The 17,789-nt window shown below is 71.8% G+C and carries 14 protein-coding genes; 11 read left to right on the top strand and 3 right to left on the bottom strand.

The genetic code is table 11. The features are described from left to right. Positions 1-8: 8 nt before the first annotated feature. Complete coding sequence (locus GWK15_RS21535; RefSeq protein ID WP_168043461.1) at positions 9-893, top strand: S-methyl-5'-thioadenosine phosphorylase; 885 nt, start codon at positions 9-11, stop codon at positions 891-893. 124 nt (positions 894-1,017) lie between these two features. On the opposite strand, the gene GWK15_RS21530 is transcribed toward GWK15_RS21535, so the two are convergent. From GWK15_RS21530 to GWK15_RS21520, 3 genes are all read right to left on the bottom strand, one after another. Next, the gene (locus GWK15_RS21530; RefSeq protein ID WP_209442346.1) at positions 1,018-1,803 is read right to left on the bottom strand and encodes a DUF4394 domain-containing protein; all 786 of its coding nucleotides are present in this window, start codon (positions 1,801-1,803) and stop codon (positions 1,018-1,020) included. A 95-nt stretch (positions 1,804-1,898) separates the two neighbouring features. Continuing rightward, complete coding sequence (locus tag GWK15_RS21525; protein ID WP_168043460.1) at positions 1,899-2,591, bottom strand: anti-sigma factor; 693 nt, start codon at positions 2,589-2,591, stop codon at positions 1,899-1,901. After that, positions 2,588-3,127 (bottom strand): sigma-70 family RNA polymerase sigma factor, encoded by a 540-nt coding sequence (locus GWK15_RS21520; protein WP_168043459.1) that lies wholly within the window; start codon positions 3,125-3,127, stop codon positions 2,588-2,590. Before GWK15_RS21520 ends, GWK15_RS21525 begins: the two co-directional genes overlap by 4 nt. Before the next feature lie 116 nt (positions 3,128-3,243). Here GWK15_RS21520 and GWK15_RS21515 point away from each other — a divergent pair, with 116 nt between their 5' ends. From GWK15_RS21515 to GWK15_RS21470, 10 genes are all read left to right on the top strand, one after another. Next, entirely contained in the window at positions 3,244-4,458 is a 1,215-nt protein-coding gene (locus GWK15_RS21515; RefSeq protein WP_168043458.1) for an ABC transporter substrate-binding protein, read from the top strand. A gap of 6 nt (positions 4,459-4,464) precedes the next feature. Then, complete coding sequence (locus GWK15_RS21510; RefSeq protein ID WP_168043457.1) at positions 4,465-6,318, top strand: ABC transporter permease subunit; 1,854 nt, start codon at positions 4,465-4,467, stop codon at positions 6,316-6,318. Next, on the top strand, positions 6,315-7,097 hold the full coding sequence (locus tag GWK15_RS21505) for an ABC transporter ATP-binding protein (RefSeq protein ID WP_168043456.1): 783 nt from the start codon (positions 6,315-6,317) through the stop codon (positions 7,095-7,097). Before GWK15_RS21510 ends, GWK15_RS21505 begins: the two co-directional genes overlap by 4 nt. Next, complete coding sequence (locus GWK15_RS21500) at positions 7,090-7,803, top strand: ABC transporter ATP-binding protein (protein ID WP_168043455.1); 714 nt, start codon at positions 7,090-7,092, stop codon at positions 7,801-7,803. Before GWK15_RS21505 ends, GWK15_RS21500 begins: the two co-directional genes overlap by 8 nt. A 4-nt stretch (positions 7,804-7,807) precedes the next feature. Further along, positions 7,808-9,826 carry a hydantoinase/oxoprolinase family protein gene (locus GWK15_RS21495; RefSeq protein WP_245211811.1) on the top strand — a complete coding sequence of 673 codons (2,019 nt, stop codon included), beginning with the start codon at positions 7,808-7,810 and terminating at the stop codon, positions 9,824-9,826. A 145-nt stretch (positions 9,827-9,971) separates the two neighbouring features. Then, positions 9,972-11,711 carry a hydantoinase B/oxoprolinase family protein gene (locus GWK15_RS21490; RefSeq protein WP_209442345.1) on the top strand — a complete coding sequence of 580 codons (1,740 nt, stop codon included), beginning with the start codon at positions 9,972-9,974 and terminating at the stop codon, positions 11,709-11,711. Then, on the top strand, positions 11,708-12,550 hold the full coding sequence (locus GWK15_RS21485; RefSeq protein ID WP_168043452.1) for an FAD binding domain-containing protein: 843 nt from the start codon (positions 11,708-11,710) through the stop codon (positions 12,548-12,550). The genes GWK15_RS21490 and GWK15_RS21485 overlap by 4 nt, the downstream gene beginning before the upstream one ends. After that, positions 12,547-15,282 (top strand): molybdopterin-dependent oxidoreductase, encoded by a 2,736-nt coding sequence (locus GWK15_RS21480; protein WP_168043451.1) that lies wholly within the window; start codon positions 12,547-12,549, stop codon positions 15,280-15,282. Before GWK15_RS21485 ends, GWK15_RS21480 begins: the two co-directional genes overlap by 4 nt. 91 nt (positions 15,283-15,373) lie before the next feature. Further along, positions 15,374-16,858 carry a 6-hydroxynicotinate reductase gene (locus tag GWK15_RS21475; protein ID WP_168043450.1) on the top strand — a complete coding sequence of 495 codons (1,485 nt, stop codon included), beginning with the start codon at positions 15,374-15,376 and terminating at the stop codon, positions 16,856-16,858. A gap of 4 nt (positions 16,859-16,862) precedes the next feature. Then, a complete protein-coding gene (locus GWK15_RS21470; RefSeq protein ID WP_168043449.1) occupies positions 16,863-17,699 on the top strand; it encodes a UPF0280 family protein in 837 nt (278 codons plus the stop codon). Positions 17,700-17,789 lie beyond the last annotated feature (90 nt).

The following is a 17,789-nucleotide window of genomic DNA, read 5'->3' as shown; positions in this document are numbered from 1 at the left end:
TCCTTTCCATGTCCGACACCATCACCCCCATGATCGGCTTCATCGGCGGATCGGGCGTCTATGACCTCGACGGGCTCGAGGACCGGCAGTGGGTCAAGGTCCGCACCCCCTGGGGCGATCCTTCGGATGAGATCCTGACCGGCAGCCTCGCCGGCGTGCGCGTCGCCTTCCTGCCGCGCCACGGGCGCGGCCACCCGACGCCGCCCTCCGCGCTCAACTACCGCGCCAACGTCGATGCGATGAAGCGGATCGGCTGCACCGAGCTCATCTCGCTCTCGGCCGTCGGATCGCTGCGCGAGGACCTGCCGCCCGGGCATTTCGTCATCGTCGACCAGTTCATCGACCGCACCTTCGCGCGCGAGAAATCCTTCTTCGGCACCGGCTGCGTCGCGCATGTCTCGGTCGCGCACCCGGTCTGCCCGCGCCTGTCGGACGCGCTGGAAGCGGCGGCGGAGGAGATCGCGATCCCGGTGCGCCGCGGTGGCACCTACCTGGTCATGGAAGGCCCGCAGTTCAGCACCAAGGCGGAAAGCCTGCTCTATCGCCAGTGGGGCTGCCACGTCATCGGCATGACCAACATGCCCGAGGCCAAGTTGGCCCGCGAGGCGGAGCTCTGCTACGCGAGCATGGCGATGGTGACCGACTTCGACTGCTGGCACCCCGACCACGATCACGTCACCGTCGAACAGGTGGTGAAGGTCCTCTTCTCGAACGCAGACAAGGCGCGCGCGTTGGTGAAGGCGGTGGTGCCGCGGCTCGGCGCGCCGCGCGGCCCCTGCCCAGCCGGCTGCGACCGCGCGCTGGACCACGCGCTGATCACCGCGCCCGACAAGCGCGATCCCGACATGCTCGCGAAGCTCGACGTGGTGGCGCGGCGCGTCCTCGCCGCCTGACGAAAGCCGCGCCCGCATCGCATCGGATGCGGGCGCGGGTCCTGCGCTTTCCCCCGGGGCGGGGCGTGGCGGCGTGGGGGCTCGCCGCCGGGGACAGTCCCGCCCGCCCGGGGGCGCGCCCGGGTCACCGCATGGCGGCGATGTCGATCACCTCGACGGCGGGCAGGTTCGCGACCTCGCCCGCCGCGCGCGCCGCGCCGGTCTCGAGGTTGACCATGTGCAGCACGCGGCCGGCGAGCAGGTAGCCCGCATTGCCGCCCTGCCCGTCCGGCAGGATGTCGAAGGCGACGCCGGGCGGCAGCATCTCGGCGACCTGGCCGCGCGGCTGCTGCACGCCGTCATTCGGCGGTGCCTGCAGGTTGAAGGACCGCGTCAGCGTGTCGATGGTGTAAAGCGCCGTGGCCTGCGTGCCGGCGACGCTGTTGGTGTAGGCGCCCGCGACGATGCGCGGCGTCGTCTCGGCATGGGGCGAACCGGCGGCATACTTCAGCTCCCCGTCGCGCGCCGCTTCGCCGGTATCGACGTTCACGCGCAGGTTGGTGCCGTTCATGCCCATCAGCCGCAGGCGGTTGGCGACCGGGTTGAAGTCGACCACCGCGCGCCCGCCCGAGGCGAATTCGGTGTTGAGCCGGCTGACCTGCGTCGCGCGCCCCGTCGCCGGGTCGATGGTCACGATCTGCCCGCGATCGGTGACGCCATACAGCCGCCCATCCTGCGGCCGCTGGTCGATGCCGAGCACGCGGCCATCGGCGCCGGTGATGCGCACGGGTGCTGCGGCGCGGCGCGCCTCGCTGTCGATGGACACCAGCGCGTTGTCGGCGGTCAGGCCGATGATCGTCGCGGCCTGCGCGCCCTGCGCGGCGGCGATCATCCCGAAGGCCGCGAGGGCCAGGCGGAGGGTGGTCGTCATGGCGGTCATTCCTTCGTCCGGCAGGGCCGTGACTGGCCCCGCTGACCGCCTTACGGACCGGATGCGCGCCCGGATGCAGGGCGCACGAAAAAATCTCAGGTGCCCCGCGCCGGCGAAAGCCGCCCGATGAAGAGCACCGGCCCCGTCGGTCGTCCGGTCGGCGAACCGCCCGGCGGCTCGAGGGTGATCTCGATCAGCATCCCCGGTTCGGGCCGGATCGCCGCCGGCGTCACGGTCAGCCGCGCATCCGGCCCGGGCAGCAGGCCGAGCGAGGTCGGCGCCGTCGCCCCCTGCGGCAGCGCCCAGAGCTGCATGACGCGATCGGCCGGCACCGGCTGCGGGTTCAACGCGGCGAGGCGCAGCGCGCCGCCCTCGGCCTCGACCAGCCAGGCCGGCTGGTCGCGCTGGGTCAGCAGCACCGTCATCAGCCGCGGCTCCGGCGCCGGGCGCAGCACCAGCAGCGCCGCGAGGCCCGCCGCCACGGCGCTCGCCCCGATCGCCCAGAACCGCCACAGGCGCGGGGCGGGTGGTGGCGCCGGCGCAGGCGCCTCGGCCGGCGGTCCGTCGAGCGCGGCGGCGATGCGTTCCCACAATCCGGGCGGCGGCGCTTCCGGTGTCGCGAGGTCACCGAGCGGCGCGAGCCGCGATTCCCAGGCCGCGACCGCGTCCCGCAGCGCCGCGTCGGTTTCCATCGCGCGTGCGACCTGGCCCGCGCGATGCGCATCGAGCGTGCCGAGCACGTATTCCGCGGCCAGCGCGTCGCGTTCCACGGGATCGGTCGGGATCATGCGAGGCACTCCCGCAGCGCCAGCAAGCCGCGCCGGATCCAGGACTTCACCGTGCCGAGCGGCAGGGCGAGCCGCGCGGCGATCTGCGGATGCGACAGGCCGTGCACATAGGCGAGGATGATGCCGTCGCGGTTCTTCGGCTCGAGCCCGGCGAGACACTCCCGCAACCGGCGCCCCTCCTCGGTGGCGGTGAGGCGATCCTCCGCCTCCGGGTCGATCGCCTCGTCGCCGAGGCCGGGATCGTCGGTCGGGATCTCTCGCCCCCGCGCGCGCACCAGGTCGAGCGCGGCATGGCGCACGATGCCGCCGAGCCAGGCCTCCGCCGTGCCGCGCGCGGGGTCGAACTGGCCGGCGCGGCGCGCGATCTTCACGAAGGCGTCCTGCAGCGCGTCCGCCGCGGCGTCGCGGTCGCGCAGGATCGCATTGGCCACGCCGAACAGCCGCACCGATTGCCGTTCGTAGACCACGCGCAGGGCGCGCCGCTCGCCCGTGGCGATGGCGGCGATGAGGTCGGGCAACTCCGCGGCGTAATCCATTCCGGGATCGACAAAGGCATGGACCCTCGCCGGTGGTCAAGCGGAACGACCCCATTGCGCTGCAGCGCGACCGCCCCGATCATCCCACCGACAGGGACATACCAGGAGGCTTCCGGATGCCGCGCTTCACCGTCTCCCGCCGCGCCCTCGGCGCGCTGGCCGTCGCCCCGCTGGCAAGCCCGGCCTTCGCGCAGCCCGCCCCGATCCGCATCGGCGAACTCAATTCCTATTCGCGCATGGCAGCCTTCGCGGTGCCCTACCGCAACGCGATGCAACTTGCGCAGGATGCAATCAACGCCGCGGGCGGCGTGATGGGCGGGCGGCGCATCGAATTCGTCTTCCGCGACGACGGATCGACGCCCGGCGACGCCGTGCGCGTGGCCGAGGAACTGCTGACGCGCGAGAACGTCTCCTTCCTCGCCGGCACCTTCCTGTCGAATGTCGGACTCGCGGTCGCGGATTTCGCGAACCAGCGCAAGCGCCTCTTCCTCGCGACCGAGCCGCTGACCGACGCCATCACCATGGCGCAGGGCAACCGCTACACCTGGCGCGTGCGGCCCTCGACCTACATGCAGACGCGCATGCTGGTCGAGGCGATCCGCGGGCGGAGCGTGAAGCGCTGGGCGATCGTCGCGCCGAACTACGAGTATGGCCAGTCGGCGGCCGCCAACTTCAAGCGCCTGCTGCCCTCCGCCATCCCGGATGCCGAAATCGTCGCCGAGCAGTTCCCCGCCCTCGGCCGCGTCGACGCCGGTGCGACGGTCGGTGCGCTGGCGCAGTCCCGCCCGGACGGCATCTTCAACGTGCTGTTCGGCCCGGACCTGACCGCCTTCGTCCGCGAGGGCAACACCCGCGGCCTGTTCGAACGCCGCACCGTCGTCTCCCTGCTGACGGGCGAGCCGGAATACCTGATCCCGCTCGGCGAGGAGACGCCGGAGGGGTGGATCGTCACCGGCTATCCCTGGGAGCAGATCGAGGCGCCGCCGGCCCACAAGGCCTTCATCGACGCCTATCGCGCGCGCTTCAACGACACGCCGCGCAAGGGCTCGCTGCTCGGCTACGTCACGGTGCAGATCATCGCGACGTTGCTGAACAAGGCGAACACGCTCGAGACCGAGGCGCTGGTCGATGCGCTGGCCGACCTGCGGACGGACAGCATCGTCGGGCCGGTGGTGATGCGCGGGCTGGATCACCAGGGCACGCTCGGCACCTGGGTCGGCGAGACGACGCTGCGCGGCCGCCAGGGCGCGATGAAGAACATCCGCTACGCCGACGGGGCGAACTACCTCTTCCCCGAGGCCGAAGTGCTCGCGGCGCGACCCCGCGCCTGACCCACGGTGGAATGGAGCTTCCTGCTGGTCCAGGCCCTGTCGGGCCTGGCCAGCGCCTCATCGCTCTTCGTGATCGCCTCGGGGCTGACGATCGTCTTCGGCGTCACGCGCATCGTGAACTTCGCGCACGGCTCCTTCTACATGCTGGGGGCCTACATCGCGGTCACGATCGTGCCCTGGCTGCTGGAGTTCGACCGCTCGCCCACCCTGTTCTTCGCGGGCGTACTGGCCTCGGCGCTGGCGGTGGGTGCGCTCGGCGTGGTGATGGAGGTGCTGCTGCTGCGCCGCATCTACCGCGTGCCGGAGCTGTTCCAGCTGCTCGCCACCTTCGGCGTGGTGCTGATCGTGCAGGACCTGGTGCTGCTGGTCTGGGGACCGGTCGACATCCCAGGCCCGCGCGCACCGGGGCTGCGCCACGGCGTCTATATCCTCGACCAGCGCTTCCCGGCCTATGAGCTGTTCCTGATCTTCGTCGGGCCGGCGGTGCTCGCGCTGCTCTGGCTGCTGATGCACCGCACGCGCTTCGGCGTGCTGATCCGCGCCGCGACGCAGGATCGCGAGATGGTCGGCGCGCTCGGCGTGAACCAAGCAATGCTGTTCACCGGCACGCTGTTCCTCGGCGCCGCGCTGGCGGGCCTCGGCGGCGCGCTGCAGATCCCGCGCGTCTCGGCCAGCGCGCAGATGGACCTGTCCATCATCACCGAGGCCTTCGTCGTCACCGTCATCGGCGGCATGGGGTCCGTGCCGGGGGCCTTCGTCGCGGCGCTGCTGATCGGGCTGCTGCAGGCCTTCGGCGTGCTGGTCTTTCCCAAGATCACGCTGGTGCTGGTCTTCCTGCTGATGGCTGCCGTGCTGGTGGTGAAGCCCTGGGGGCTGTTCGGCAAGCCCGAGGCCGCGGCGGGCCGCGCCGTGCTGCCGGAAGGCATCCTCGATCCGCGGCCGCTCGACCTCGCGGGCAAGGTGCTGGCGGGGGTCGCGCTGCTCGCGCTGCTCGCCCTGCCGCTGGTCGACGCCTATGCGGTGAAGGTGGGCACCGAGGTGCTGGTGCTCGCGCTCGCCGCCTTCTCGCTGAACTTCCTGGTCGGCAATGGCGGCATCGTCTCCTTCGGCCATGCGGCCTATTTCGGCCTTGGCGCCTATGGCGCGGGGCTGCTGGTGACCAAGACGGGACTGCCGATGGAACCCGCGCTGGTCGCCGCCCCGATCGTCGGCGGCGCCTTCGCGGCACTGTTCGGCTTCTTCGTCGTGCGGCTGTCGGGCATCTACCTCGCGATGCTGACGCTGGCCTTCGCGCAGATCGCCTATGCCGTGGTGTTCCAGTGGGTCGAGGTGACCGGCGGCGACAACGGCCTGGTCAGCGTCTGGCCCTCGCGCTGGGCGGCGTCGCGCGAGGTCTATCACTACCTGACGGCGGCGCTGACGGTCGCGGCGATCATCTTCCTCCGCCGCGTCATCCATGCCCCCTTCGGCGCGACGCTGCGCGCGGCGCGGGATTCGGCGCAGCGGGCGGATGCGATCGGCGTCGACGTGCGTACGCATCGCTGGCTCGGCTTCACCCTGGCCGGCGCGGCGGCGGGGCTGGCGGGCGGGCTCTATGCCTTCTCGAAGGGCTCGATCGACCCGACGCTGCTCGGGATTCCGCTGTCGGTCGACTTCCTGTCCATGATCCTGCTCGGCGGCATCCAGTCGGTGCTCGGTCCGGTCGCGGGTGCGGCCGCCTTCCACGCGGTGAAGGACTTCTTCATGCCGCTGACCGACCACTGGCGGCTGTTCCTGGGCCTGTCGATCATCGCAATGGTCCTGATCTTCCCGCGCGGCCTGGCCGGCGCCTGGGCGTCGCTGCGGAGGCGCCCGGCATGACGCTGCTCGCGGCCGAGGGGCTGACCAAACGCTTCGGCGGCGTGCTCGCAGCGAAGGACGTCACCTTCGCGCTGAACGCCGGGGAGATGCTGGCGATCATCGGTCCGAACGGCGCCGGCAAGTCGACCACCTTCAACATGGTCGGCGGGCAGCTGAAGCCCGATGGCGGGCGCGTGACGCTCGCCGGGCAGGAGGTGACCGGCATGCCGCCGCGCGAGGTCTGCCGCCTCGGCGTCGGCCGTACCTTCCAGGTGGCGCAGACCTTCCTGTCCTTCACGGTGCTCGGCAATGTCCAGATGGCGCTGATCGCGCATCACGGGCAGACGCGGAAGCTGCTGGCGGACGCGGCGGCGATGCATCGCGACGCGGCGCTCGCGCTGCTCGATCGCGTCGGCATGGCGGCGCAGGCGGATCGCCCGGTCGGCGAGCTCGCCTATGGCGACGTGAAGCGCGTGGAACTGGCCATCGCTCTGGCCGCCGCGCCGCGCCTGCTGCTGATGGACGAACCGACCGCGGGCATGGCGCCGGCGGAACGCGCCGCGCTCATGGCCCTCGTCGCCGGCATCGCGCGCAGCGAGGGCATCGGCGTGCTCTTCACCGAGCACGACATGGACGCCGTCTTCGCCCATGCCGACCGCATCCTGGTCCTGGTGCGCGGCGAGATCATCGCGCGCGGCACGCCCGAGGAAGTCCGCGCCGACCCCGAGGTGCAGCGCGTCTATCTCGGCCATTCCGGCACGCGCGCCGCCGCCCGCGCGCGGAGGGCCGCGCATGGATGACCGCGTGCTCGACGTCACGGGCCTGCGCGCCGGCTACGGCCCCGCCGAGGTCCTGTTCGGCGTCGAACTCCACCTCGCGCGCGGGGAGGTCGCGGCGCTGATGGGCCGCAACGGCGCGGGCAAGTCCACGACGCTCAAGGCCATCATGGGGCTGCTGACCCCGCGCGCCGGATCGGTCCGCTTCGCGGGGCAGGAGATCGCCGGCGCCGCCCCCTTCCGCATCGCGCGCCTCGGCCTCGGCTACGTGCCGGAGGAAAGGCGCATCTTCACCGACCTGACGGTCGCCGAGAACCTCGAGGTCGGCCGCCGCGCCGCGCCGGCGGGCCGCGCGCCCTGGACGCCGGAACGGCTGTTCGAATTCTTCCCCAACCTCGCCGAGATGCGCCATCGTCGCGCCTCCGCCATGTCGGGCGGGGAACAGCAGATGCTCACCATCGCGCGCACCCTGATGGGCAACCCCGAGGCCGTGCTGCTCGACGAACCTTCGGAGGGCCTCGCCCCCGTGATCGTCGAGCAGATGGCCGAAGCCGTGTTGCGCATGAAGGCCGAAGGGATCGCGGTGCTGGTCTCCGAGCAGAACCTCGACTTCGCCGCCGCCGTCGCCGACCGTGCGTTGATCCTGGAAAAGGGCACCGTGCGCTGGCAGGGCGGCATAGCGGCGCTCGAGGCGGACGAGGATGTCCGCCGCGCCTACCTCACGGTGTAATCGCATGGCCAGACGCATCGCCGGCATCGACGTGGGCGGCACCTTCACCGACCTGGTGATGCAGGAAGCCGACGGCACCATTCGCATCGCCAAGGTGCCGACCACCGCGGCGAACCAGGCCGGCGGCGTGCTCGCCGCCATCGAGGCCGCGGGGACCACCCCCGCCGCGCTCGATCTGATCGTGCACGGCACGACGGCGACGACGAATGCGGTGCTGGAACGCAAGCTCGCGAAGGTCGGGCTGATCACCACGGCCGGCTTCCGCGACGTGCTGGAACTCGGCCGCCGCACGCGCCCGCGCGCCTATGGCATGACCGGATCCTTCGAGCCGCTGATCCCGCGCGAATGGCGGCGCGAGGTCGCCGAGCGCATGGACGCCCGCGGCCATGTCCTGACGCCACTCGACGAGGCCGCGGTCGAACGCGAGGTGCGCGCCCTGCTGGCCGAGGGCTGCGAGGCGCTGGTCATCCACTTCCTCCATGCCTACGCCAACCCCGCGCATGAAACCCGTGCCGGCGAGATCGCCCGCGCGATCTGGCCGAACGACTACGTGACGCTCGGGCATTCCCTGCTCTCGGAATTCCGCGAATACGAGCGCGGCACCACGGCATCCGTGAACGCCGCCGTGCAGCCCGTGCTCGACCGCTACATCCGCCATTTGCAGGATCGCCTCGCGGAAGCGGGCCACGCGCGCGACCTGCTGGTGATGAACGGCAATGGCGGCACGGTGCCGGCCCGCGCCGTGGCGCGCGAGGCCGCCAAGACGGTGATGTCCGGCCCGGCCTCCGGCGTCATGGCCGCGGCGGCGACGCTGGTGCAGTCCGGCGTGCGCAACGCCATCACCTGCGACATGGGCGGCACATCCACCGACGTCGCGCTGATCGCGGGCGGCGTGCCGGAAGTGTCCGCGGAACTCTCCATCGCCTATGGCCTGCCGATCCACCTGCCGATGGTCGATGTGCGCACCGTCGGCGCCGGTGGCGGGTCCATCGCCTGGATCGACCGCGGCGGCATGCTGCGCGTGGGCCCCGAAAGCGCGGGCAGCACGCCAGGACCGATCTGCTACGGCCGCGGCGGTGTGCGGCCGACGGTGACGGATGCAAACCTGCTGCTCGGGCGGCTCGATCCGGACGGGCTGCTCGCCACCGGCCGTCGCGTCGCCGTCGAGGAAGTCCGCGAGGCCTTCGCGCGCGAAATCGGCGATCCGCTCGGAATGACGCCCGAACAGGCGGCCGAGGCCGTGATCCGCCTGGCCAACGTGCTGATGGCGGGCGCGATCCGCATGGTCTCGCTCTCGCGCGGGCATGATCCGCGCGACTTCGCGCTGTTCGCCTTCGGCGGCGCAGGCCCGCTGCACGCCGTCGCGCTGGCGCGCGAGATCGGCATCCCCGAGGTCTTCGTTCCCTTCCGCCCGGGTCTGACGAATGCGCTGGGCTGCCTCGTCGCCGATCTGCGTCAGGATGTGGTGAACACGCTGAACCGCGGCCTGGACGACATCGCGGAAGCCGAGATCGCCGAGGTCCTCGCCGCGCAGGAAGCGCGCGGGCGGTCCAGCGTCGCCGCCGGCGGCGCCGAGGTCGAGCGCATCGAGGTCCAGCGCGTGGCCGAGATGCAGTTCCGCGGCCAGACCCACCTGATCCGCGTGCCGCTCGATACCGCGGCGCCGACGCGTGGCCAGATCCAGGCCGCCTTCGAGGAAGCCTACTACGCCCGCTTCCAGGTGCGCCTGCCGGAGATCCGCGCGGTGCTGGTGAACCTGACGACGAGCGTCGTCGGACGGCGCCGCGCCTTCGACCTGCGCGCGCTCGCCGCCGGCGATTCTGGCGAGGCGCGCCTCGGCACACGACGCCTCTACGCTGACGGTGCCTGGCACGAGGCAACCATCTGGCGGCGCGAGGCATTGCGCGAGGACGCGCGCATCCCGGGTCCCGCCGTGCTGCAGCAGGCCGATGCGACCATCATCCTCGAGCCAGGGAGCGAGGCGGTGGTGGATGCGCTCGGCAATCTCAGGGTGCGGGCGTGAGACGGGCGGAAGGAAGGTCGGGGGAGGAGAACCTCCCCCGAATCCCCCTCCCTTCTTTGACGATTCGTGCCCGGACGCAGGACGGGCACCCGGACAGAACAAGGAGGGGGTTCGGGGGAGTTCACTCCCCCGACCTTTGCACCGCATGGACGCGCTGACCCTCGCCGTCATCCAGGCCGGCCTGCAGCAGGTCTGCAACGAGATGGACCTGGCCTTCTCCCGATCGGCCTTCTCGCCCGTGATCGCCGAGGCCGACGACCGCTCCGACGGCATCTACGCCGCCGAGGACGGCGCACTCATCGCGCAGGGCGAAGGCGGCCTTCCGGTCTTCGTCGGCGCGATGCAGCATTCCGCCGGACACCTGATCCGCCTGATCGGCGAAGGTGCCGTCGCCGCGCCGGAACCGGGCGACATCTACATCGTCAACGATCCCTACCTGGGCGGCACGCATCTGATGGATGTGCGCTTCGCCAGGCCCTTCTTCGTCGACGGCGCGCTGTTCTGCTGGCTGCAGAACACCGGCCACTGGCCCGACACCGGCGGCATGGTCCCCGGCGGCTTCAGCGCACATGCGACCGAGGTCGAGCAGGAAGGCCTGCGCCTGCCACCCGTGAAGCTGTTCAAGCGCGGGGAGATGGATCGCGAGATCCTCTCCATCATCCAGTCCAACATCCGCGTCGCCGAACAGCGCATCGGCGACATCAAGGCGCAGGCCGCCGCGTTGCTGGTCGGTGAGCGCCGCCTGAACGAGATGGTGGCGCGCTACGGCGCCGCGACGCTGCGCGAAGCCATCGCCCTGATCCGCGACCGCGCCGCCGAACGCATGCGCGCCGAGATCCGCCGCATGCCCGAGGCCACCTGGCACGCCGAGGCCTTCGTCGATTCCGACGGCGTGGTGAACGAACCGCTGCGCATCGCCCTCGCCGTGACGCGCCAAGGCGACACGCTGACCTTCGACTTCACCGGATCGTCGAAGCCTTGCGCCGGGCCGATGAATTCGGTCTGGGCTACGACCTATTCCGCCGTCTGCCTCGGCGTGAAGCACATCTTCCCCGACGTGCCGATCAACGCCGGCACCTTCGCCCCGCTGAACATCATCCGGCCGGAGGGCACTTTTCTCGACGCCCGCTATCCGCGCCCTGTCTCCGGCTGCGCCGCGGAGGTCAGCCAGCGCATCGCGGAGGCCGTCTTCCTCTGCCTGGCGCAGGCGCTGCCCGACGAAGTCACCGCCGCGCCCGCCGGCACCTCCGGCAATTTCGCGCTCGGCGGCACCGATCCCGCGCGCGGCGCCGGCTACGTGATGTACCAGATCACCGGCGGCGGCTATGGCGGCAATGCGAAGGAGGACGGGCTGACCAATGGCTGCTCCACCATCGGCATCAGCAAGACCGCGCCGGTCGAGGTGATGGAGCAGTACTACCCCATCCTCTTCACGCGCTTCGCGCTACGCGAGGCTTCGGGCGGCGCCGGCGCGCATCGCGGCGGCTTCGGCGTGCACTACGAGGTCGAGTTGCTGCGCGGCGAGGCGCGTGCGTCCTTCGTCATGGATCATGGCCGCTTCGGCCCGCCCGGCGTGCTCGGCGGCGGCGACGGCGCGCCGAACGCCGTGCGCATCCATCGCGACGGTGCGACCACCATCCCGCTGCATCTGTCGAAGGATCAGGGCATCGCGCTTGCGCCCGGCGACAGGGTGGAGGTGATGACGCCCGGCGGGGGCGGCTACGGCAATCCCTTCGCGCGCGATCCGGCGCTGGTCGCGCGCGACGTGCGGCGCGGCTACTACACGCGCGACCAGGCGCGGACATTGTGGGGCGTGGCGATCGCCGCGGACGGCACGGTGGACGACGCTGCGACCGAAGCACTGCGCCAGGGCCGCGCCGCATGAGCGCCTACCACCGCCCACGCACGCTCGCCGACGCGCTCGCCATCCGCGCCGCGACCGGCGCGCTGCCGCTCGCGGGCGGCACGGACATCCACGCGATCCGCACCGCGCGCGCGGGCTGGGGCGATCCCTGGCGGCCGGAGATCCTCGACCTCTCGGCCGTGCCCGATCTCGACGGCATTGCGGAGACCGCCGAAGGCTGGCGCATCGGCGCGCGCACCACCTGGACGACGATCGCGGGGTCGCCTCTGCCGCCGCTCTTCGACGGGCTGCGCGCCGCAGCCCGGGAGGTCGGCGGGCGCCAGGTGCAGAACCGTGGCACCATCGCGGGGAACCTCGTCACCGCCTCCCCGGCCGGAGATGGCATCCCGAACCTGCTGGTGCTCGATGCCGAGGTGGAACTGGCTTCGGCCGGAGCGACGCGGCGACTGCCCATCGCCCGGTTCCTCACCGGCTATCGGAGCACAGCCTTGCTGCCGGGCGAGATCGTCACCGCGCTGCACATCCCCCGCTGCGACGGCGCGCGCAGCCGCTTCGAGAAACTCGGCGCACGGCGCTACCTGGTCATCTCCATCGCCATGGCGGCCGGCGTGATCCGGCTCGAAGGCGACCGCGTTGCCGAGGCCCGCATCGCCGTCGGCGCCTGCTCCCCGGTCGCGCGCCGCCTGCCGGCGCTCGAGGCAGCGCTGACCGGCCTGCATCCCTCCGAGATGCCGCAGGTGCCGCAGCCCGCGCATCTCGCCCCGCTCGCGCCGATCGGCGATGTGCGCGCCTCGGCCGCCTATCGCATCGAGGCCGCGCTGGTGCTGCTGCGCGACCTGCTGGCGGGCTTCGCGCGATGACCGTCCTCACCGTCAACGGCACGCGCCACGAGGTCGACGCCGATCCCTTCGCGCCGCTGTCGGACACACTGCGCGAGGGCCTCGGCCTGACCGGCACCAAGGAAGGCTGCAACGCCGGCGATTGCGGCGCCTGCACCGTACTGATGGACGGCGCGCAGGTCTGCGCCTGCCTGGTCGCCACCGCCCAGGCCGAGGGCGCGGAGATCACCACGGTCGAGGCCGACGATCCCCTGCTCGACACGCTGCGCGCGGCCTTCCTCGCGCGCGGCGCGGCGCAGTGCGGCATCTGCACGCCGGGGATGCTGATGGCCGCCCTCGACCTGCTGCGGCGGAACGCGACGCCCGATCGCCGCGCGGTGGAAGACGCCCTCGGCGGCGTGCTGTGCCGCTGCACCGGCTACCTGCAGATCATCGACGCCGTGCTGGACGCCGCGCGCGGCGACGTCGCTCCCGGCGCGACGGATGGCCGCGTCGGCACCTCCCTCCCGCGCGTCGATGGCGCGCCCAAGGTCGCGGGCACCGAGCGCTATGGCGCCGACGCCGCGCCGGAAGATGCGCTCTGGCTGCGCGCTGTGCGGTCGCCGCACGCGCATGCGCGCTTCACGCTCGGCGATCTCGACGCCGCGCGCGATCGGCTCGACCTGGTCGCGATCCTCTCCGCGCGCGACGTGCCGGGGCGCAACGCCTTCGGCATCATGCCCGACCTCAAGGACCAGCCGGTCTTTGCCGAAGGCTATGTCCGCTACCGTGGCGAAGCCGTGCTCGGCCTGCTCGGCACGCGCGAGGCCGTCGCCGCTGTGCGCGACGCCGACCTGCCGATCGCGTGGGAGGTCCTGCCCGCCCTGTCCGGCGTCGCGGCCGCGCGCGCGCAGGATGCGGTGCAACTCCACGCCCATGCGCCGGGCAACATCCTGGTGCGCGGCCATCTGCGGCGCGGCGATGTGGAGGCAGCCCTTGCCGCCTCGCCGGTTAGCGCCGACGGCACCTTCCGCACCGCCTTCGTCGAGCACGCCTACATCGAACCCGAAGCCGGCTACGCCCAACCCGGTGAAGACGGCGCGATGACCATCGCCGCCTGCACCCAGGCGCCGGTGATGGACCGCGAGGAAACCGCCCGCGTCCTTGGCGTGCCGGATGAGTCGGTGCGCATCATCCCCACCGCCTGCGGCGGCGGCTTCGGCGGCAAGCTCGACGTCTCTGTGCAACCACTGCTCGCCGTCGCCGCTCGCGTGACGAACCGGCCCGTGCGCATGGTCTATTCGCGCGCGGAGAGCATGGCCTCCTCCACCAAGCGCCACCCCGCCATCCTGCGCGCCCGCATGGCGGCCGATACCGAAGGTCGCTTCACCGCCTTCGCGCTCGATGGCGACTTCAACACTGGCGCCTATGCCTCCTGGGGCCCGACGGTCGCGAACCGCGTGCCGGTGCATGCCTCCGGCCCTTATCGCGTGCCCAACGTGCTGAACCGCACCCGCGCGGTCTACACGAACGACACGCCCGCCGGCGCCTTCCGCGGCTTCGGCGTGCCGCAGGCCGCGATCGCGACCGAGGCGCTGGTCGACGACCTCGCCCTCGCCCTCGGCATGGACCGCTGGGAGATCCGCCGGCGCAATGCGATCGGCAAGGGCGACACGACGCCTTCCGGCCAAGTCTTGCACGCCTCGGCCGGGCTGCCGGATTGCCTCGACGCGCTGAAGGCCGATTGGGACGCGATGCTTGCCCGCGTCGCCGCGCACAACGCGACGCATCGCCGGCTGCGCCTCGGCGCCGGCATCGCCTGCATGTGGTACGGCTGCGGCAACACCGCGCTCTCCAACCCGTCCACCATGCGCATCACGCTCGCGCGCGACGGCACGCTCACGCTGTTCAACGGCGCGGTCGACATCGGCCAGGGCAGCACGACAGTGATCGGGCAGATCGCGGCGGATGCGCTTGGCCTGCCCATCGCCGCGCTGCGCCAAGTCGTCGGCGACACCGCGCTGACGCCGGATGCAGGCAAGACCTCCGCCTCGCGACAGACCTTCGTGTCGGGGCGCGCGGCGCAGGATACCGCGAAGGCATTGCGCGCACGCATCCTCGCGCTGGCCAATGCCGGCGACGGCGCGCGGCTTTCGCTCGACGGCACGCGCCTGACGGTCGCCGACGCGCACACCACACGCGTCCTCGACCTCGCCGCGCTGGACGCCGACCTCACCGCGGAGGCGCGCTACGACCCGCCCACCGTCACGCTCGATGCCGATGGCCAGGGCGTGCCCTACGCGACCTACGGCTTCGCCGCGCAGGTCGCGCTGGTGCGGGTCGACACCGCGCTCGGCACGGTGAAGGTCGAGGAGATCGTCGTCGCCCAGGATGTCGGTCGCGCGGTCAACCCGCTGCTCGTCACCGGGCAGATCCATGGCGGCGTCGCGCAGGGACTCGGCCTGGCGCTGATGGAGGAATTCATCCCCGGCCGCACCGAGAACCTGCACGACTACCTGATCCCGACCGCCGGCGACATGCCGCGCATCCGCATCCACCTGGTCGAGGACCCCGAGCCCGAAGGCCCCTTCGGCGCGAAAGGCGTGGGCGAACCCGCGCTGGTGCCGACGGCGCCGGCGATCCTCTCGGCCATCCGGCATGCGACGGGGGTGCGGATGACGGAGGTGCCGGTGCTGCCGCATCGGTTGATGGAAAGACTCGGGGGAGGAGAACCTCCCCCGATCCCCCTCCCTTCTTTGGCTTTTGGGGACTGACCGCGGTGGACAGCACCATGTGCCAAAGAAGGTTGAGGGGGGTCTCGGGGGGAGAAGTTCTCTTCTCCCCCCGCCCTTCGGAGGCATCCCCATGACATCGCGTGCCGCCCGCAGCGAGAAGTTCGGCGCCGCCGAGGGCGACGGCATCATCCGCTGCGATGCCTGTCCCGTCCTCTGCCGCATCCGTCCCGGCCGTGCCGGCGCCTGCGCGCGCTATGCCAACCAGGATGGCGTCCTTGTCCGCACCGACCCCTCGCTGACGCTCGCCCAGGCGATCGAGGGCAACCACCCCGTCGTCGCCTTCGCGAAGGGCGAATGGGATGGCGAACTGCTCGATCCGTCGCGCGCCTTCGTCACCGGCGTCGGTGCCGGCACCACCTATCCCGACTACAAGCCCGCACCCTTCATCGTCGGTTCGACGCATGCAGGCGTCGACACCGTCACCGTCGTGACGGAAGGGATGTTCAGCTACTGCGGCGTGAAGGTGAAGATCGACACCGACCGCCACCTCGGCCCCGAATCCGCCGCGGTGCGCGTGAATGGCGAACAGGTGGGCCATGTGACGACCGCCGAATACGGCAGCCAGATGCTGTCCATCGGCGGCGTGCGTCACCTCACGGGCGGCAGCAAGAAGGAAGGCGTCGTCACCTGCGAGACGCTGCTGAAGCTCTGCGATGCCGAACCGGTGGAGATGACCATCGACGGCGGCCACGGCGTGGTGGTGCAGGCGGGCCGCGCGCCGATCGTGGACGGCACGCCCGAAAAGCGCATGCGCGTCGGCTGCGGCAGCGCCACCGTCGGCATCTTCGCCCAGCAATGGCTCGGCCATGTCGATGAGGTGGTCGTCGTCGACGACCACATCACCGGCGTGCTGTCCGAACACCAGGCCGGCAAGGTGCTGAACATGCGCCCCGCGGGCATCCGCGTGCGCGGGCGGCGCTCCACGCCGGGTCGCTACTTCCAGGTCGCGCAGCCGGGCCTCGGCTGGGGCGGCACCGACATCACCGACCCGCTTGAGATCATCGAGAAGATCGACCCGAAGGTCGCGTGGCCCGGCCTGCGCCTGCTGTTCACCAGCACCACCGGCGACCACGCGCTCTACTGCGTGCTGGACGAAGCGCTGCAGCCCGTGCCCGCGGAAATGCCCGCCGCCGTGCGCACCGTCGTCGATCGCATCGGGGAGAATTGCGAGCCCTCGCTCTGCTCCGTCATCTTCATGGCCGGCGCCGGCGGATCGCTGCGCGCGGGTGTCACGGAAAACCCCGTGTTGCTGACGCAGTCGGTCGCGCGGGGCGAGACGCGCGTCACCATGGGCGGCGCGCCGGTCTATCTCTGGCCCGGCGGCGGCATCACCGTCATGGCGGACGTCCTGCGCATGCCGAAGCTCTCCTTCGGCTACGTCCCGACGCCGGCGATCGTCGCACCGATCGAATTCACCATGCCGCGCGCGCTCTATGCGCGCCTCGGCGGCCATGTGAACGAGATCGTGCCGGTGCAGCAGGTGCTGCGCGACCTGGGCGAGGATCTGCGCCTCGAGACCTGGCACCCCGACAATCCCTGGCCCTTCGCGCGGTGACGCCTTGGACCCGCCCGTCGCGCAGCGGCTGACCGACGGGCGTCTGCACCTTTCCCACGGGCCGATCGACCTGGTGCTGCGCGCCTGGGGTGCGCCGGAGGCGATGCAGGCGGCCGAGGCTGCGGCGCTGCGCCTCTTCCCCACGATCCTGCCGGGCCTCGTCGCGGAGTTGCCGGAGCTGCGCCGCCCCATGGACGAGCGTCCGCACGTCGACCATCCCATCGCGCAACGCATGATCGCGGCCTGCCGCCCCTTCGCGCCGGTCTTCGTGACGCCGATGGCGGCCGTGGCCGGGTCGGTGGCCGATGCGGTGCTCGCAGCGATGACCGCGGCCGCTGCGCTGGACCGCGCCTATGTGAACGACGGCGGGGACATCGCCGTGCATGTCGCGCCGGGCGAAGCCCTCGCGATCGGCCTGATCGCGGACGCGACGGCGCTGGGCCTCGATGGCGCGGTGACGCTGCGTCGCCCTGGCGGGATCGCGACGTCGGGGCGCCACGGGCGTTCCTTCTCCCTCGGCATCGCGGATGCGGTGACGGTGCTGGCGCGGGACGCGGCGACGGCGGATGTCGCGGCGACGCTGATCGCCAACGCCGTCGACATCGCGCATCCGGCCGTGACGCGGGCGCCGGCGCGCAGCCTCGATCTCGACAGCGACCTGGGCGACCGGCTCGTGACGTTGGATGTCGGGCCCTTGGAACCGGCGGCTGTCGCCGCGGCCCTCGGCGCCGGCCTCGCGCGCGCCGAAGCCTATCGCACGGCTGGGCTGATAGACGGCGCCGCGCTGCGCCTGTCGGGTGAGGTCCGCGCCACCGGCCTCGCGGCGCTTCCCGCCCCCTGAACGCAGAAAGGGGCGCCTTTCGGCGCCCCTTCCCGTGAAGGCGAAGTCGCTGTCGCGACCGCTTAGCGGAGGACGATCTCCACGCGGCGG

It is taken from the genome of Neoroseomonas oryzicola (assembly GCF_012163135.1).
In the GTDB taxonomy this organism is placed as follows: Bacteria; Pseudomonadota; Alphaproteobacteria; order Acetobacterales; family Acetobacteraceae; genus Neoroseomonas; species Neoroseomonas oryzicola.
This window is presented reverse-complemented; position numbering and strand designations above follow the sequence as displayed.

What these genes read in the sequence shown, in the direction of transcription:
- GWK15_RS21525 (WP_168043460.1), bottom strand. Translation starts at nt 2,591, where the DNA reads ATGATCCCGACCGATCCCGTGGAACGCGACGCGCTGGCCGCGGAATAC.
- GWK15_RS21495 (WP_245211811.1), top strand. Translation starts at nt 7,808, where the DNA reads ATGGCCAGACGCATCGCCGGCATCGACGTGGGCGGCACCTTCACCGAC.
- GWK15_RS21490 (WP_209442345.1), top strand. Translation starts at nt 9,972, where the DNA reads ATGGACGCGCTGACCCTCGCCGTCATCCAGGCCGGCCTGCAGCAGGTC.
- GWK15_RS21520 (WP_168043459.1), bottom strand. Translation starts at nt 3,127, where the DNA reads ATGGATTACGCCGCGGAGTTGCCCGACCTCATCGCCGCCATCGCCACG.
- GWK15_RS21480 (WP_168043451.1), top strand. Translation starts at nt 12,547, where the DNA reads ATGACCGTCCTCACCGTCAACGGCACGCGCCACGAGGTCGACGCCGAT.
- GWK15_RS21485 (WP_168043452.1), top strand. Translation starts at nt 11,708, where the DNA reads ATGAGCGCCTACCACCGCCCACGCACGCTCGCCGACGCGCTCGCCATC.
- GWK15_RS21535 (WP_168043461.1), top strand. Translation starts at nt 9, where the DNA reads ATGTCCGACACCATCACCCCCATGATCGGCTTCATCGGCGGATCGGGC.
- GWK15_RS21505 (WP_168043456.1), top strand. Translation starts at nt 6,315, where the DNA reads ATGACGCTGCTCGCGGCCGAGGGGCTGACCAAACGCTTCGGCGGCGTG.
- GWK15_RS21530 (WP_209442346.1), bottom strand. Translation starts at nt 1,803, where the DNA reads ATGACGACCACCCTCCGCCTGGCCCTCGCGGCCTTCGGGATGATCGCC.
- GWK15_RS21500 (WP_168043455.1), top strand. Translation starts at nt 7,090, where the DNA reads ATGGATGACCGCGTGCTCGACGTCACGGGCCTGCGCGCCGGCTACGGC.
- GWK15_RS21475 (WP_168043450.1), top strand. Translation starts at nt 15,374, where the DNA reads ATGACATCGCGTGCCGCCCGCAGCGAGAAGTTCGGCGCCGCCGAGGGC.
- GWK15_RS21515 (WP_168043458.1), top strand. Translation starts at nt 3,244, where the DNA reads ATGCCGCGCTTCACCGTCTCCCGCCGCGCCCTCGGCGCGCTGGCCGTC.